14 protein-coding genes are annotated in these 16,787 nt (G+C 49.8%); 5 read left to right on the top strand and 9 right to left on the bottom strand.

The window, feature by feature from the left end:
* Positions 1-101: 101 nt before the first annotated feature.
* The 3 genes from Q0R17_RS07135 to Q0R17_RS07125 form a co-directional block, all read right to left on the bottom strand.
* Positions 102-878, bottom strand: coding sequence for a ferredoxin--NADP reductase (locus Q0R17_RS07135; protein WP_293933390.1), 777 nt, complete (start codon positions 876-878; stop codon positions 102-104).
* A gap of 182 nt (positions 879-1,060) precedes the next feature.
* The gene (locus tag Q0R17_RS07130; RefSeq protein WP_293933389.1) at positions 1,061-1,993 is read right to left on the bottom strand and encodes an electron transfer flavoprotein subunit alpha/FixB family protein; all 933 of its coding nucleotides are present in this window, start codon (positions 1,991-1,993) and stop codon (positions 1,061-1,063) included.
* A complete protein-coding gene (locus tag Q0R17_RS07125; protein WP_293933388.1) occupies positions 1,994-2,740 on the bottom strand; it encodes an electron transfer flavoprotein subunit beta/FixA family protein in 747 nt (248 codons plus the stop codon).
* A gap of 331 nt (positions 2,741-3,071) precedes the next feature.
* Between Q0R17_RS07125 and Q0R17_RS07120 the strand changes: the two genes are divergently transcribed.
* Entirely contained in the window at positions 3,072-3,998 is a 927-nt protein-coding gene (locus tag Q0R17_RS07120) for a LysR family transcriptional regulator (RefSeq protein WP_293933387.1), read from the top strand.
* Positions 3,999-4,070: 72 nt separating this feature from the next.
* Here Q0R17_RS07120 and Q0R17_RS07115 read toward each other — a convergent pair whose 3' ends face one another.
* From Q0R17_RS07115 to Q0R17_RS07100, 4 genes are all read right to left on the bottom strand, one after another.
* Positions 4,071-6,215, bottom strand: coding sequence for an EAL domain-containing protein (locus Q0R17_RS07115; protein WP_293933385.1), 2,145 nt, complete (start codon positions 6,213-6,215; stop codon positions 4,071-4,073).
* Positions 6,208-6,606, bottom strand: coding sequence for a response regulator (locus Q0R17_RS07110; protein ID WP_293933384.1), 399 nt, complete (start codon positions 6,604-6,606; stop codon positions 6,208-6,210). Before Q0R17_RS07110 ends, Q0R17_RS07115 begins: the two co-directional genes overlap by 8 nt.
* Before the next feature lie 12 nt (positions 6,607-6,618).
* Positions 6,619-10,305, bottom strand: a complete 3,687-nt coding sequence (locus Q0R17_RS07105) for a PAS domain S-box protein (protein WP_293933383.1) — start codon at positions 10,303-10,305, stop codon at positions 6,619-6,621.
* Positions 10,306-10,663: 358 nt separating this feature from the next.
* Complete coding sequence (locus tag Q0R17_RS07100) at positions 10,664-11,170, bottom strand: redoxin family protein (protein ID WP_293933382.1); 507 nt, start codon at positions 11,168-11,170, stop codon at positions 10,664-10,666.
* A gap of 130 nt (positions 11,171-11,300) precedes the next feature.
* On the opposite strand from Q0R17_RS07100, the gene Q0R17_RS07095 reads away from it, so the two are divergent.
* Complete coding sequence (locus Q0R17_RS07095; protein WP_293933380.1) at positions 11,301-11,993, top strand: phosphatase PAP2 family protein; 693 nt, start codon at positions 11,301-11,303, stop codon at positions 11,991-11,993.
* Between the two features lie 120 nt (positions 11,994-12,113).
* Here the strand turns inward: Q0R17_RS07095 and Q0R17_RS07090 are convergent, their stop codons facing one another.
* Together Q0R17_RS07090 and Q0R17_RS07085 are read right to left on the bottom strand one after the other, a co-directional pair.
* A complete protein-coding gene (locus Q0R17_RS07090) occupies positions 12,114-12,476 on the bottom strand; it encodes a hypothetical protein (RefSeq protein ID WP_293933378.1) in 363 nt (120 codons plus the stop codon).
* A 68-nt stretch (positions 12,477-12,544) separates the two neighbouring features.
* Positions 12,545-13,024 (bottom strand): GNAT family N-acetyltransferase, encoded by a 480-nt coding sequence (locus Q0R17_RS07085; RefSeq protein ID WP_293933376.1) that lies wholly within the window; start codon positions 13,022-13,024, stop codon positions 12,545-12,547.
* Positions 13,025-13,150: 126 nt separating this feature from the next.
* Between Q0R17_RS07085 and Q0R17_RS07080 the strand changes: the two genes are divergently transcribed.
* The 3 genes from Q0R17_RS07080 to Q0R17_RS07070 all read left to right on the top strand — a co-directional run bounded on the left by Q0R17_RS07080 (position 13,151) and on the right by Q0R17_RS07070 (position 16,780).
* Positions 13,151-14,809: an electron transfer flavoprotein-ubiquinone oxidoreductase gene (locus Q0R17_RS07080; protein ID WP_293933375.1), complete on the top strand. Its 1,659-nt coding sequence runs from the start codon at positions 13,151-13,153 to the stop codon at positions 14,807-14,809.
* Positions 14,810-15,087: 278 nt separating this feature from the next.
* Complete coding sequence (locus Q0R17_RS07075; protein ID WP_293933373.1) at positions 15,088-15,825, top strand: dienelactone hydrolase family protein; 738 nt, start codon at positions 15,088-15,090, stop codon at positions 15,823-15,825.
* A 172-nt stretch (positions 15,826-15,997) separates the two neighbouring features.
* Positions 15,998-16,780: an ABC transporter substrate-binding protein gene (locus Q0R17_RS07070; protein WP_293933371.1), complete on the top strand. Its 783-nt coding sequence runs from the start codon at positions 15,998-16,000 to the stop codon at positions 16,778-16,780.
* The last annotated feature ends 7 nt before the right edge of the window (positions 16,781-16,787 follow it).

Below are 16,787 nucleotides of genomic sequence, written 5' to 3'. Positions count from 1 at the left end.
CAGGTGAATCTATGCATAAAAAATGGCCGTACCCCTCAATCAGGGTAACGGCCATATTGCTTAAAATGCGGCATTACATCGCCCGCACAAGGTCGCAATCATTATTTTTCTACGAACGCACGCTCAATCACGTAATCGCCGGGCTGGCCAATACGTTTAGAAACTTGGAAGCCACGCGCATCAAGCAAAGCGCAGGTGTCTTTCAACATGGCTGGGCTGCCGCAAAGCATCGCGCGGTCGGTTTCTGGGTTCAGCGGTGGCAAGCCAATATCACGCTCTAACTTACCCGATTCAAACAAATCAGTTAAACGGCCTTGGTTGCGAAATGGCTCACGCGTGACCGTTGGGTAGTAAATCAGCTTTTCACGAACCGCTTCACCAAAGAACTCATTATGCGGCAGCTCTTTTTCAATAAAGTCCGCATAAGCCAGCTCGCTTACGGTACGTACGCCGTGCACCAGAATGATTTTTTCGTACTGCTCGTAAGCATCTGGGTCTTGAATCAAGCTCATAAACGGTGCCAAACCCGTACCTGTTGAAAGATAGTACAGATTTTTAGCCGGTTTTAAATCGCTTAAGACCAGCGTGCCGGTTGGCTTACGGCTAACCAAGAGCGGATCGCCTTCTTTCAAATGCTGCAGACGCGAAGTCAACGGGCCGTCTGGTACTTTAATACTGAAAAACTCGAGTTCTTCAGAGTAATTTGGGCTGGCAATCGAATAAGCACGCATCAGCGGCTTGCCGTTGACTTCCAAACCAATCATCACAAACTGGCCATTTTCAAAACGCAACGAATCATCACGCGTGGTGGTAAAGCTGAACAGCGTATCGTTCCAGTGGCGAACCGATAACACGTGTTCGGTAGCAAAAGCGCTCATATTTTTCTCTTTAATCTTAAATAAGTTCAGTCATAGCTGAAAACCCAAATCTTAAAACACGTAAGACACAGAGAAAACGGAAGATCACGGAGAAAACCTTTCAACACATTGTTTTTCTCCGCCCCCCCCCCCGTGTTTTCCTTAACTCCGTGGTTCAGGGTTTGGGTTTTAATAGTTAATCATTACCCAGCCGCTAGCGCAGCAGTCAGCGCGGGTACGGCTTCAAATAGATCAGCGACTAAACCAAAATCTGCCACTTGGAAAATCGCCGCGTCTGGGTCTAGGTTGATGGCAACAATCACCTTGCTGTCTTTCATCCCTGCCAAGTGCTGGGCAGCACCGGATACGCCAGCAGCAATATACAGCTCAGGCGCAACCACGGTGCCCGTCTGGCCCACTTGCAAATCGTTTGGCGCGTAGCCTGCATCCACCGCAGCGCGGGTAGCGCCAATGGCAGCATTTAACTGAGCAGCCAAGGGATTTAAAATTGCATCAAAGCGGGTTTCCAGCGGGCGGCCACCTGTGATCACCACGCGGGCTGAAGCCAGCTCAGGCCTATCACTAACGGTATGCGTGGCAGAAACAAAGCGCGCTTGGCTGTGTGCTGCTGGCGCTGCGTGATTCACGATGCTGACCGGCGCACCATTGCCCGCTGCCTCAAAGCTAGTGGCACGCACAGTCAAGACTTGCAATGCATCGGTGCTTTCTACGGTGGTTAATACACTACCCGCGTAAGTTGGTCGAATATAAGTAGCAGGAGCCGCAATACTGATGACATCAGCAACCATCGCCACATCCAGCAAAGCCGCTACGCGGGGTAAGGCATTTTTGGCTGCGGCAGAATTAGCCGCCAAAATCACTTGATACTTAGGCGCTAGCGTAAGGAGCAAGGCGGCAACATCTTCGGCCAGCGGATGCAGTAAAGATTCTGCATCCACCAAAATCACTTCACTCACACCGGCAATAGCGGCAGCGTCTTGCGCGACCGCTGCTACGCCATGGCCCAGCACCACTAGGTGAATCGGCGCATTCCACGCTGCCGCTGCGGTAATCGCTTGGCGCGTGGCTTTTTTAATTTGCTTGCCGTCGTGTTCAGCTAAAACTAATACGCTCATTTAGATGGCTCCCACTTCACGCAATTTGCTGACCAGCTCAGCCACGCTCGCTACTTTAATACCGGCTTTACGTTCTGCTGGCTCGGCAGCTTTTAATAATTTCAAGCGCGGGCTGGCGTTAACACCCAAGTCCGTTGCAGCGATGGTCTCAATTGGCTTTTTCTTGGCCATCATTAAGTTTGGTAATTTTACAAAGCGCGGCTCATTCAAGCGTAAATCGGCAGTAATCACCGCGGGCAGCTTCAGTGCTACGGTTTCGGTACCGCCATCCACTTCACGCACCACCAGCGCTTCGCCATCAACAATCGTGATGCTAGAGGCAAACGCGCCTTGGCCTGCATTCATCAGTGCGGCCAGCATTTGGCCGGTTTGGCCTGCGTCATCATCAATCGCTTGCTTGCCTAAAATCACTAGGCTTGGCTGCTCTTTATCCACCACGGCTTTCAGTAATTTCGCTACACCCAGCGGCTGCAGCTCAAGATCGCTCTCCAGCAAAATCACGCGGTCTACGCCCATAGCAAGGGCGTGGCGCAACACATCTTGGCAGGCTGCGCTACCAATGGTTACACCCACAATCTCGGTCACTACACCACGCTCTTTTAGGCGCAATGCTTCTTCTACGGCAATTTCGTCGAAGGGATTGATGCTCATCTTCACGCCAGCAATATCCACATCCGAGCCATCAGCCTTGATGCGTGGCCTGATGTTGTAATCCACTACGCGTTTGATCGCGACAAGAACCTTCATAAAATCCCTCCTTAGTAGCGACGTATTTTAGGACAATGTACAATATCTGGTAAATACTATTCTTTGATAAAGATATTCTATTTAGCAGATATGCAAGCCGTAAAGGCCTGTATTATAAACAAACAAAAAACCTTAGGACACAGAGAACACAGAGAATTACCCCGAGAACATCAAGAAAACTACTTTTAAACGAGCCCATACAAAATGTGGGCACAAATGCGTGCCCACCCTAAATTGAGAGTGCTTTTCTCGGTGTCCTCGTTTGCTCTGCGTTCTCTGTGCCTACAGAACTTTTTGCCTTACCTTTTAACGCTGCCAAACTAAAAACACCATGAACTACACCCTCAGACAACTCGAAGTATTTACCGCCGTAGCCCGCAGTGAAAACGTTTCACGGGCGGCAGAAGCTTTGGGAATGAGCCAATCGGCAACCAGCACCTCGCTGACCGAATTTGAGCGGCAGTTTAAGCTGAAGTTGTTTGATCGGGTAGGCAAAAAGCTACAGTTGAACGAGTTGGGGCATATTATTTTGCCCCGCGCCATTGAGCTACTCGATCGCGCCTCCGAAGTAGAAGCCCTCTTAGAGGGTAAAACTGGCCTCGGCCCCATGCGCATTGGCGCCACGCTAACCATAGGCAATTACCTTGCCACGCTGTTAATCGGCGAATTTATGCAAAACCATCCTGGTTGCCGTATTGATCTGGACGTACATAACACCGCCAATATTGTGAGCAAGGTTGCGCAATTTCAGCTGGATTTTGGCTTGATCGAAGGTGATTGCTCGCACCCTGATTTAATTGCCGCCCCTTGGGTAGGAGATGAGCTGGTGATTTTTGCCGCGCCCGACCATCCGCTCAGCCATAAGGCAGTAGTAACTTTAGATGATTTAATCGCCACGCCATGGATCGCTCGCGAAACCGGATCAGGCACGCGGCAAACCTTTGAGCATGGCATGCGGCATGTGTTATCCCAGCTCGATATTCGCCTAGCGCTTGAGCATACCGAGGCGATTAAACGTGCGGTGGAATCCGGCATGGGCATTGCCTGTATCTCTCGCTTGGCGCTTAAAGAAGCGTTTCGCCGTGGCAGCTTGGTAGAAATCCCCGTGGCTGGCTTAGATTTTAAACGACAATTCCATTTTATCTGGCACCGGCAAAAATTTATCACCCCCGGCATGGCGCTGTTTATCGAGCGCTGCAAGGCTGTGGCGGATGGGGTAACAAGCAGCGATCAGATTGTGTTATCCCCAAGCCGCTAGCAACCTATCGGGCTGAGGCGCTATAAAACAAAAAATTGCATAAACGAGGGCAGAGCTTGCCGAATTTGCCAACTAATTATCATTGCTAGGGCTTGCCAGCAGGCCGAAATCCAAGGTTTCTGAAAGTAGAATCTGCTCCAAAACGGCCAAAGGCACCGGCGGGCTAAAATAATAGCCCTGAATTTGATCACACTGATAACGCAGCAAAAATGCCAGCTGAGCCTCTGTCTCTACCCCTTCGGCAACCACCTCTAGCTTTAAACTGTGGGCCATGCGGATAATAGCCAGCGCAATGGCGGCGTCATCTGGGTTACTGGTTACTTCACGAATAAAGGCTATATCTATTTTCAGCTTATCCACCGGAAAACGGCGTAAATAAGCCAAGCTAGAATAACCCGTACCAAAATCATCAATAGAAATTTGCACGCCACGCTGTTTTAAGCTCTGCAAAGTAGCAATAGTGCGTTCGGTATTGACCATCAGCGAGCCTTCAGTCAGCTCCAGCTCAAGTAAACTAGGCGGGATATCGTGCTCAAGCAGCGCACGAATCACATCCCCTTCCAAGTCCCCTTCCACAAACTGACGGCCAGCTACATTAACGGATATTTGCAAGGGGCCAATGGAAGAGTTTATCCAGCTGGCAATTTGCTTACACGCCGTAGCCACCACCCAGCTCCCCACATTCACAATAAGGCCGGTGTCTTCTAACACCGGAACAAACATCTGTGGCGACACCAGCCCGTAACCCGGCCGCTGCCAGCGCAGCAAGGCTTCCAGCCCAACAATTCGGCCGCTTTTCAGTAGCACCTTAGGCTGGTAATACAGGACAAACTCCTCATTTTCTATGGCCTTATGTAAAGCCATTTCCAAATCATGCCGTGCCAACACCTCAGCATTCATTTGGGCGGTAAAAAAACGGTAGGTATCCCGCCCCGCCTGCTTGGCCCTATACATAGCCGTATCAGCGTACTTAATTAAAACTTCATGCGCGGTGGCATCATCAGGATAAACCGTGATGCCTATGCTGGCGGTGATTGTGACTTGTTGGCCCTGAATATCGAAAGGCTCACGCAATACTTCACGTATTTTTCCAGCTACAAAGGTGGCGTACGGCCGCCCGTCTTCCATCACCAGAATCAGCGCAAACTCGTCACCACCAAGCCGCCCAACCGTATCCCTAATCCGTACGCAGCGGAGCAGACGATGGCCAAACTGGCTGAGCAGCTCATCACCAGCGGTGTGGCCTATGGTGTCGTTTACTTTTTTAAAGAGATCCAAATCGACAAACAGCACCGCCACCAGCCAGTTGCTATCGTCAGACTGGATCAGCGTGTTTTTAAGCGCTTCATAAAATAAAGTGCGATTAGGCAAGCCGGTCAGCACATCGTAATGAGCCAGCTGATGCAAGCGCTGCGCCGATTCTTTACGCTCGGTGATATCCCGCGCCACGCCAACAATAATCCAATCTGAGCCGGATCGCTGAGCCTGCTGATGAACCTCCACCTGCAAATAACTGCCGTTTTTACACCGTATCGTGGTATCAGCCAGCTCATTCACATTCTGCCCAGCAATAATGCCATCATAAATACTTTCAAGATCAGCAATGGATCGTTCACTCACCCGTGCTGGCCCAGCATCAAACAACTCTTGGCGGGTATAACCCAACATGCTGCAGGCGGTGGCATTCACTTCAACAAAGCACATTAAATTACGGCTTATCAAAAAAATAGCATCCGCAGTGGCATCCATTGCCGAGCGAAAACGCTGTAAATCAGCCGTACGCGCCAGCACTTCCTGCTCCAATACTTGGCTGTGATTTTGTAGAAAATCAGCAAACGCCTTTAAGCGCAGCAAATTACGCACTCTGAGCCATAATTCAGCGCGATCAACGGGCTTAGTCAGAAACTCTTCAGCCCCCGCGTTCAGCCCTGCAAGGCGAGCACTGCGATCATTCAGCGCCGTCACCATAATGATCGGAATCCGTGAGGTCAGAGGGCTGGCCTTTAGAATCACCGCCACCTCAAAGCCATCCATGCCGGGCATCATAATATCCAGCAAAATTAAATCTGGCGCATGCTCAGCCACTGCGGCCAGTGCTTCTTCACCGCTGGCGGCGCACTGCGTTAAATAACCTTCGGGCTGCAACAATGCTTCAAGCAGTTTACGATTCTGGCTTTCGTCATCGACGATCAGGATCGTAGCCGCAGAATTAGTCATGATCACGTGCCTGGCTGAGGGTATGCCCTCTGGCGAGTAGCGTATTCATCACTTCGTATAGTTCCTGATGGCGTAAAGGCTTGGCAATATAAGCATCACAACCGGCAATCTGGCTTCGCTCTTCATCAGATTTCATCGCCAGCGCAGTCAGCGCAATCACCGGAATAGCCGCCGTACTAGGGTTTTTTTTAAGTAAAGCCGTGGCGGCTAGGCCATCCATATCGGGCAGCTGAATATCCATTAAAATAAGATCAGGATGTTCAGTACGCGCCAGCATTAATCCCGACTCAGCATCCACCGCACACAGCACGGTATGGTCTGCGTTTCGCAGCAATAAGGCAGTCAGCTTCATATTCGCCGCATTGTCTTCAATGACTAAGACTCTGGCCATCGGGCATCCTCTCTAATGGGGCTGCAGTGCGCGTTTAACCCGAGCAATAAAGCCTGCTCGATCAAATCCTGCCTTTTGAACAATCTGCACCAGTCGCTCCGGCCCATTGTTTAATGCCGCCCGGTCCAGCTGAGTAATCCGCTTGGAAGTCACAATTAAAACCGGAATATCCGCGGTAATAGGGTCAAGCTGTAGCGCATCAGCCACTTCAAAACCGCTCATCCCAGGCATGACCAGATCAAGCAAGATCAAGTCAGGATGCAGCTGTTGTGCCAGCCTCACTCCTTCATTGCCGCTTAATGCCCGCACAACCACATAGGCCGGCTCAGGCAAAAGCCGCGCCAGCGCATCAATTGCTTTTGCATCGTCATCAATCACCAGCACCGTCCAAGGGGATGAGCTCAGATGCAGCGTCGCCAGCGCAAATTTTAATTCCACATGGCTAACCGGCTTTTGCAGCACCGCAGTGGCCCCCCCTACCAGTGCCATTCTGCTGTCGGCAAGCTTAGAAATAATCATCACAGGCACACGTGCAAGGCTGGCATTTTCGCGCAGGCGTAACAAAAAATCCCAGCCCCCTCCCGCGCTGGGTAAATCCCAATCGAGAGTAATCAGCTGAATATTTTGCTGCAGGGTTAAGGACAGAGCCTCCTCGGCGGTGCTGGCATGCAACACGCTAAAGCCTTCTGCCTCAAGCAACAGGGCGATGAGGGCCGCGACCCGCTCATTACTTTCCAGTACTAGAGCGATACGTTTTTCAGGATCAAAGACAGGAGGGCTGCCTACGGCAGAGAATGCAGCGGGCAGCTCCCGCAGCGGCAACCAAGCCGTAAAACAAGCTCCCTCACCCTCGGCACTGGCAACGGCAACCGTGCCGCCATGCAGCTCCGCCAGCTGTTTAACCATGGCCAGCCCCAGCCCCGTTCCTTCAAACTTGCGTGCTAGGCGGCTGTCTATCTGGCTAAAGGCTTGAAACAACTTCGCCATATTGGCTTTAGAAATACCCATGCCGTTATCAGTGACACAAATTTCAATAAACTCCTTGTATTCACTGTCACTCAGCTGAAAACCATGCACCGGCCAGTTGCCAGCGATATGCCCTACACTGCTGCGCAAAACACGGCGGGCCCGTAAAGTAACGCAGCCCCCGCTGGCGGTAAACTTGACCGAATTTGAAAGCAGGTTATACACAATCTGCTTGGTTTTACGCTGATCCAGCTGAGTAAATCCCAGGTCTTCACTGGCCTCCAGCCCTAGGCGAATACGCTGAACCGCCGCTTTTTCCTTAACGATTGACAGGCTGCCTGACAATAAGCTGTGTAAATCAACCGCCTCTAGATCCAGCGTCATCATGCCCGCTTCAACCTTAGATAAATCCAGAATGTCATTAATCAGCAAGAGCAGGTGCTGGCCGCTGGTGAAAATATCGCCGATGTATTCATGCTGAATGTCGCTAGTCGGGCCCATAAAGCCATCTTTTAATGCTTCAGAAAAGCCAATAATGGCGTTAAGCGGCGTGCGCAGCTCGTGCGACATGGTGGCGAGGAATTCTGACTTCATCCGGCTGGCATGTTCCAGCTCAATGTTTTTTTCTTGTAAGGTAAGCTCAAAGCGCTTGCGCTCAGTTACATCCCGCGCTGCGGCAAAGACGCCTTGCACCTTGCGATCCCGGTCATGAAAGGTGGCTGCATTGTAGGACACCACCGTTTCTACGCCGTTTTGCGCTCTGACGGTCAGCTCGTAATCGCTGACCTTGTTTTCTGTAAGCACACGTTTAATGGCGGCATCGGCCCGCACTGGGTCGGTAAAAAAGTTTTTGCAGGGCGCGCCGATCAGCTCATCACGGGTTCGCCCCGTGAGTGCGATCATTTGCTGGTTTACATCGGAAATAATGCCCTGCGGATCGGTGGTCATCAGCGCATCGATATTGGATTCAATTAAAGAGCGGGTATAAAATTGCTGATCCCGCAAGCGCTGATCGAGCACAGTACGGGCTTCTTCAACTTGCTTGCGGGCGGCATTGTCGGTGCCTATCAATAAATAGCCAATGATGGCATCTTGCGCATCGCGTAGCGCCGTGACGGACACCACGGCCGGAAAGCGGCTGCCATCCTTACGAAAGTAAGTCAGCTCATAAATATCTTCTATTCCCCGCGTTGCTTTAAACACCAGCGCCTCAAAGCCGGGCGTGATTGGCGTATCCAGCTCCAGACTGAGCGCTGCAGCGCGGGCAATTAATTCTTGCGGGTCAGAAATATCTGCGGGGGTAATTTTGTTCATGACTTCGGCTGCGGTATAGCCCAGCATGCGCTCGGCCCCCACATTAAAAATCTGAATCACGCCCTTGGCGTCGGTGGCAATGCTGGAGAAATTGGCGCTGTTAAAAATCGCTCTTTGTAGTGCGCCCGCTTTAAGCAGTGCTTCTTCTGCCAGTTTACGAGCCGTGTTGTCGGTGCTAATCAGTAAATAGCCGATGATGGCATCTTCGGCATCACGCAGTGCGGTGACGGAAACAACCGCGGGAAAACGACTGCCATCCTTGCGGATTTTAGTTAGCTCATAAATATCCTCAATGCCGCGTGCCGCCTTAAATACCAGCGCTTCAAACCCCGGGGTAATGGGCGTACCTAGCTCAATACTCAGTGCCTCAGCACGGGCGACCAGTTCCTGTGGGTCAGAGAAATCTGCAGGGGTGATTTTGTTCATGACCTCTACGGCGGTATAGCCCAGCATGCGCTCGGCACCGACGTTAAAAATCTGAATCACTCCCTTGGCATCGGTGGCAATACTGGAGAAATTAGCGCTGTTAAAAATAGCGGTTTGCAAGGCTCCGGCTTTAAGTAGCGCAGCTTCAATCCGCTTACGCTCGGTAATATCCCGGGCCGCAGCAAACACACCGAGCACATTACCGCGCACATCTTTATAAACGGAAGCGTTATAAAGCACGTCGGTAAGACGGCCATCACTGTGCCGGATCGTCAGCGGGTAATCTGTTACAAAACCTTGGGCAAAAACCCGCTGGTAGCCTTCACGCGCTTTGGCAGGCTCAGTAAAGTAGTCAGAAAAATCAGTACCGATCAGCTTCTCACGCGCCACGCCGGTGGCCTTAATCGAGGCCTCATTAATATCCGTTATTTTGCCTTCGGCACTGATGGTCACCAGCGGATCAAGACTGGCCTCAAGCAAACTGCGGGCATACTGCGAAGCCTGTTTACGCGCCGTATTATCGGTGCCAATCAGTAAATAGCCGATGATGGCGTCTTGCTCATCCCGCAGTGCAGTCACTGAAACCACGGCGGGAAAACGGCTGCCATCTTTGCGGATATAGGTAAGCTCGTAAATATCCTCAATACCGCGTGAGGCCTTGAATACCAATGCTTCAAAGCCGGGGGTAATGGGGGTATCGAGCTCCAAGCTTAAGGCTGCTGCCCGCATAATCACTTCTTGCGGGTCTGAAATATCGGCAGGGGTAATCAGATTAATTACGTCGCGTGCGGCATAGCCCAACATACGCTCGGCACCCACATTAAAAATCTGAATCACCCCTTTTTCATCGGTGGCAATACTAGAGAAGTAAGCGCTATTGAAGATAGCGTCTTGTAAGGCCCCCGTTTTCAGCAGGGTTCTTTGGCGGTGAAATTCTGTCACACCCTCGGCACTACCTGATCTGTCACCTTCGCCCTGCCCGATTATCGACATAGACTCTTTCCAAAAAAATACAATAAATGCAAATTTCAAGCAAGCAAACCAACAAAAATATAAGGAAATAAATAACAAAAAAGACAATCCAGCCGAGAATGAAGACAGATAGTGTTAAGAAATATTATCAGAGCATCCCCAAAGCGCCATCCATATCTGGATGGCCGGAAACTTAGTCCCTCTGTTTAAACAGCAGGCGGCAAGTAAAAAATGGCCACTGAATAGTGGCCATTTTCTGAAGGACAAGTTGGCATATGGAGCTTGGATAAAGCTCATACGTTTTATAAGAAGGCTAACCGGTGAAAAAAAATAGAGCTAGACCCCTTGCTAAGCCTTGAGCTAAAAAAAGCTGCAATCATCAAGGCGCCTCAAGCAGCAGCACCTTTAGCGCCGCCTCTATTTTCTGTGCCTGTGCATCCCCACTATGGGTTTCACCAGCAAAGCGATAGCGAATCATGCCGCGCTTATCAACCAGATAAAAGCTTGGCCAGTAATGATTGTCGAGGGTTTTCCAGTAAGCAAAATCATTATCTATCATCACCGGATGCTTAAAGCCATATTCAGCCACCTTGGCCGCCACCGCCGCCGGATCACGCTCCCGATCAAACTCGGGCGAGTGAATGCCGATCATTTTAAGTGCAGGAATCTTGGCGGATAAGTCATTGAGCCAAGGAAAAGAGCGATAGCAATTCCAGCATTCAAACGTCCAAATATCCAGCAGCACCACGCTGCCACGCAAATCCGCTACCCGCAGCGGTTTTGAATTGCCCCATGCAGCGGCGTCATGACGGGTGAACTCTGGTAAGGCTGGATTTGCATGGGCACGCAAAGAAAACACCATGATCAGCAAGCATAAGTAGCGCATACCTATTCCCCTAAATTAAATAAAGTGTCCTTAATCTTGGTCGCAGTCATGCCCAAAACATGACGCATTTCATTTATCAGTCATACTGATCGGCTAATATTTACAGCTTTAAACTAATATGGAGTCCTTCATGAACCGTATTCTTAGCAGCCTGCTACTGGCTTTACTTATTCCCTGTACTCCAGCTTGGGCAGAAGAGGCCAAGCCTTTTGTATCGTCTACAGACGTCGATTTAACTCACTACCTGCCAGCGCCCCCTGCCAATGATTCCGCCCAAACCAAACTAGAAATCGCTGAAGTTTTAGCCTTCCAAGCCAAACGCACGCCTGAAACGGCGGCCGCCGCCGCTGCCGATGCAGCAGAAAACATCTGGCGTTTTAACGAAGTGATGGGGCCAAAATTTAAGGCTGAAAAGCTGCCTAAATTTGCAGCTTTTTTTGAGCGCGTAGTAGAAACAGAAGGTGCAGTAGTGGATAGCGCTAAGAATTACTGGAAGCGCCCACGCCCACATATGCTCAATAGCGAAATTCAGCCGGTGGTAAAACGCTCCAGCTCAGGCTCTTGGCCATCGGGCCACGCCACCGTGGGCTATTTAATGGCCACGGTATTAGCTGAAATGGTGCCAGAAAAACGCAGTGCCCTCTTTACCCGCGCCGCCGAATACGCAGAAAACCGCATCGTAGCAGGCATTCACTACCGCTCAGACATCCAAATGGGCCGTGTTGCCGCCGCCTTGATCGCACAAAAAATACTGAGCCGTGATGATTTTAATGCTGAATTTGCACCGGCCAAGGCAGAACTGCGCTCGGTGCTAGGGCTTTAATAGTTGGCAGATCTGTAGGGGTGCTGCTTGCTGCCCCCTAACTTTTATCGTGGTTTTATACGCAAAAAAGCACAGAGGTATTCTCTGTGCTTTTTATCTATTTAAACCGGCCAGCAATGCTTACTGCTGCGCGTCAATATCCGCTAAGGATTCTGCGCCCTTAATCGTAATCACATAACCCACAGCGCCTTCAATTGGGCTGATGTGCGATTTTTTCAGCAAAAATGTACGCACATTGGCGTCCAGCAAGGCCACTGGGTCTTTGGCGATTTTACGCAAGCCATCAATACAGTGCTTCATAAATAAGGTTTGCGTGCCTCTTTCTGAAATCACCATCAAGCCATTACGATTGTATTCCACGTATTTCAAGCCAGAAAACAACTTGGCATGCTTGAGCACGCGCGGGCTCAGTCTTTTGCTTTTTAAGCCACGGCTTACTTCCAATAACGCTTCAAATTCGTCGTCAGTTAATCCAGCATTCATATTTCTGTGTCCTCGTTAAGGGGGTAATGGTACGCGGCTCTGCTGCTGACGTGAAGAAAACCAGCGTCTTATGCCAATTTGCGCTGCATCATCAAGGCATGGCCTAGCTTTGGGTCTAGCTCATAATTCACAAAACCAAATGCTTTATATAAGGAATAAGCTGGCGTATTGCCTTCTAATACTTCCAAGGTAATTTTGCAGCAGCCCAAGGCAAGGGCAATTTCTTCCACCTTAGCCAGCAAACGTTTAGACAGCCCTTGCCCCCGATAGGCGGAGTGCACGGCAAAATCGTGGATATTCAATAACGGCTGACAGGCAAAAGTTGAAAAGCCTTCAATACACAGCGCCAAGCCTGCAGGAGTAGCACCATCCATCGCCAGCACAACATGCACATTGCTACGTTTGCTTAGCTCAGCAATCAGATTATCTTGCGCAAAGGTAGATAAAGCATGATTACCGCCCATAGGATCAAGGGCATACTCATTCAATAAATAGACCAGCGCCTCTGCGTGCTGGGGGAAAGATAAATCAGCTTGAATAATATCCATAGAATCTCTCGCATATAGTCTAGGCAGTTTGCCACTTAGTTTGATGCTAAGCAAAGCGCCTAGGGCTTCGCCTTATGCGATAATGCGCGACGAAAAGCCATACAAAAACCGCAACAAGGAATACCCATGCAAGTAATCACCCGCGATGTGATGGAATATGATGTTTTGATTGTTGGCGCTGGCCCTGCGGGCCTTTCTGCCGCGATTCGTATCAAGCAACTCGCAGCCTTAGCCAATCAAGAAATCAGCGTCTGTGTTTTAGAAAAAGGCGCAGAAGTAGGTGCGCATATTCTCAGCGGCGCGGTGATTGATCCGATTGCACTGGATGAGCTAATCCCAGATTGGAAAACACTTGGTGCGCCGCTTAAAACGCTGGTAACAGAAGACCGCTTTATGTTGCTGGACGAAGATCAAGCGTTCCGCATTCCCAATAAAATGCTACCGCCGCTGATGGATAATCACGGCGCGTACATCGTTAGCCTAGGTAATGTCTGCCGCTGGCTGAGCGAGCAGGCCGAAGGCCTTGGGGTTGAAATCTACCCAGGCTTTACCGCTGCTGATGTCCTCTATGACGACAACGGCGCGGTAAAAGGCGTGATGAGCGGCGATATGGGACTGGATAAAGCCGGTAAGCAAAAAAGCGATTTTGCACCTGGCATGGAGCTGCACGCCAAATACACGCTGATTGGCGAAGGCGTACGCGGCTCGCTGACTAAAATGTTAGAAAAAACGTTTGATCTGCGTAGCGAAGCCGATACCCAAAAATACGGCATTGGCTTTAAAGAGCTATGGCAAGTTGCGCCAGGTAAGCATCAAGCTGGCCTTGTTAGCCATTCACAAGGCTGGCCGCTGGACAACAGTACCGGCGGTGGCTCATTTATTTATCACCTAGAAGACAATCTGGTGGCTGTGGGCTTTGTAGTACATCTGAACTACAGCAATCCGCATCTCAGCCCCTTTGATGAATTCCAGCGCTTTAAAACTCATCCAAGTATTCGCGGCCTATTTGAAGGCGGCAAACGCTTAAGCTACGGCGCACGCGCTATTTCTGAAGGTGGCCTGCAGTCTATCCCAGAGCTTACCTTCCCCGGTGGCGCGCTGATTGGCTGTGCAGCAGGCTTTTTAAATGTGCCACGCATTAAGGGCACGCATAACGCCATGAAGAGCGGCATGCTGGCCGCCGAGGCCGTAGTGGAAGCACTAGCGGCAGGCCGCAGCAACGACGCACTGATTGCTTATCCGGCTGCGATTAAAGCCTCTTGGGTTTGGCAGGATTTAGACAAGGTCAGAAATATCAAGCCTGCGCTGTCTAAATTCGGCAATATTTTTGGCTCAATGTATGGCGGTTTTGAGATGTGGCTGGCCAGCTTTGGCGTGCGCCTGCCGTGGACTTTTTCGCATTCCAAGCCCGACCATGCCTGCCTAAAACCCGCCAATGAATGCACGCCAATTAAATATCCTAAGCCAGATGGCAAGGTTAGCTTTGATAAGCTGTCGTCGGTGTATATATCCAACGTTAATCACGAAGAAAACCAGCCCTGTCATTTGCATCTGGCCGATATTAACGTCGCAATTAATATCAACATTGCCATATTCGACTCCCCAGAAAGCCGCTACTGCCCTGCTGGCGTGTACGAAGTCATCCAAACCGAAAACGGCCCACGCCCACAGATCAATGCGCAAAACTGCATTCACTGCAAAACCTGTGATATTAAAGACCCAACACAAAATATTACTTGGACTACACCAGAGGGCGGTGGCGGGCCAAATTATCCGAATATGTAATAGATGTTACGCACAACGATTATTAGTCCACGAAAAGCACGAAATACACTAAAAAACCGATCAAACGGAAATGATTTTCCTTTGTTTTATTATCACGACGTATAAATTTTTATTTATCTAACTATTTGATATTAAATAAAAATTATTAGTGATGTGGCATCTGTTCGTGCTTTTAGTCGACTGCGTTTTTTTGATCTTGCTACGTAACATCCATATGTAATAACGGTCTATCTTGCCCACCCGAAGGGGGATATGTTGCCCTCAAATAAGGAATAAACATGATCATCCAAAAAGAAATCGTTGATCTTGCTACCCCCACCGGCCTAATGCGCACCTATGTGCACCGGCCCGAGGGCGATAAAGCCTATCCGGTTATTTTGCTTTATTCAGAGATTTTTCAGCAGACTGGCCCAATTGAACGCGCTGCACGACTGATGGCTGGGCATGGCTACGCGGTGCTAGTACCAGAAATTTTTCATGAGCTAAACCCCATCGGTACGGTGCTTGCGTACGATCAAGCCGGCAGCGATAAGGGCAATAGCGATAAAATGGGTAAATCTGTAGAAGGCTACGACAGCGATAATCAAGCCATGATTACTTGGCTGAGCGATCAGCCTTGGTGCAATGGGCAAATCGGTGCAATGGGCTTTTGCATCGGTGGCCACCTGGCTTTCCGTGCGGCCTTACAGCCACAAATTAAAGCCACGGCCTGCTTTTACCCTACCGATCTGCACACCAACGTTATTCCAAACCAAGCCGGCCAACACAGCATGGACAGACTCACCGATATTTCTGGCGAGCTGTTGATGTTCTGGGGCAGGCAAGATCCCCACATCCCCGCCACAGGCCGCGCACTGGTTTATCAAAAGCTATCCGCAGCAGAAATTAACTTTAGCTGGCACGAAGTCAATGGTCAGCATGCCTTTATGCGTGATGAAGGCCTTCGCTACGATGCGCAATTAGCCATGCTTGGCTATCAGTGCGCACTCGGTTTATTTGGCCGTGTTCTAGCCTAATAAACACCCCAGTAGCAGAACCTTGCCATTTCTGCCTAAAGACTTAGGACTTTAGGCAGATATGCGCCATCAAGCAAAAACCACCATCGGGCCAATATAAAGCAAGCCTGCCATTGCTGCACAGTGCATTCAGCGCTATACCCAGAGCGATGCACTTAAACAGAAGACGCCGATGATGACAAAGACTCCCCACTCAGGACGTGCCTTGTTGCTACTCTGCAGCCTGCTGGCTTTGCTAAGCATAGAGGCAACAGCCACAGAGCTGAAGTTTTGCACCGAAAGTGAGGATTCCTATCCATGGATACTCAAAAACCGTAAGGGGCTCAGCATTATTCTGCTGGAGATGGTAGAGAAAAGAATCAGTCAAAAAATACTAATCGATGCCATTCCATGGAAGCGTTGTCTACAAGAATTAAAAGCCGGCCACTACGATGGCGCAGTCAATGCCAGCTTTAAAACAGACCGCGCAGAATTTGCCGTCTACCCCATGACCGTAGATAAAGTCGACATCAGCAAAAGAATGCTGATCGACAGCTATAGCCTATATCGCCTTAAAGGCAGCAAAGTAGAATGGGACGGCAAAGTATTTAAACCAGACGATGCCATTGTTGGTGCACAAACTGGCTTTTCTGTGGTTGACCAATTAAAAAGTCTAAATCTAAAAGTAGATGACAGCAGTGGCAGCACTGAAATCAATCTAAAAAAACTCTTGTTAGGCCGAGTCACCGCAGTCGCCCTACCAACACTGCAGGGCGATAATCTGCTCAATAAAGATACAGAATTACAAAAAAAAATAGAAAAAATAGCATTGCCGCTGATTGAAAAACCCTATTACTTAATTTTCTCCAAGCCATTTTTTGCACAAGAAGGCACATTGGTGAAAAAAATATGGGATTCCATCGAATTAACAAGGGAGTCTGCCGAATATAAAAAACAAATGGATCTGTTTAAATAAAACCAGC

Source organism: Iodobacter sp. (assembly GCF_025352645.1).
Taxonomy (GTDB): Bacteria; Pseudomonadota; Gammaproteobacteria; order Burkholderiales; family Chitinibacteraceae; genus Iodobacter.
The sequence above is the reverse complement of the archived record's forward strand: the minus strand, read 5'-3'. Positions and strand labels throughout refer to the sequence as shown.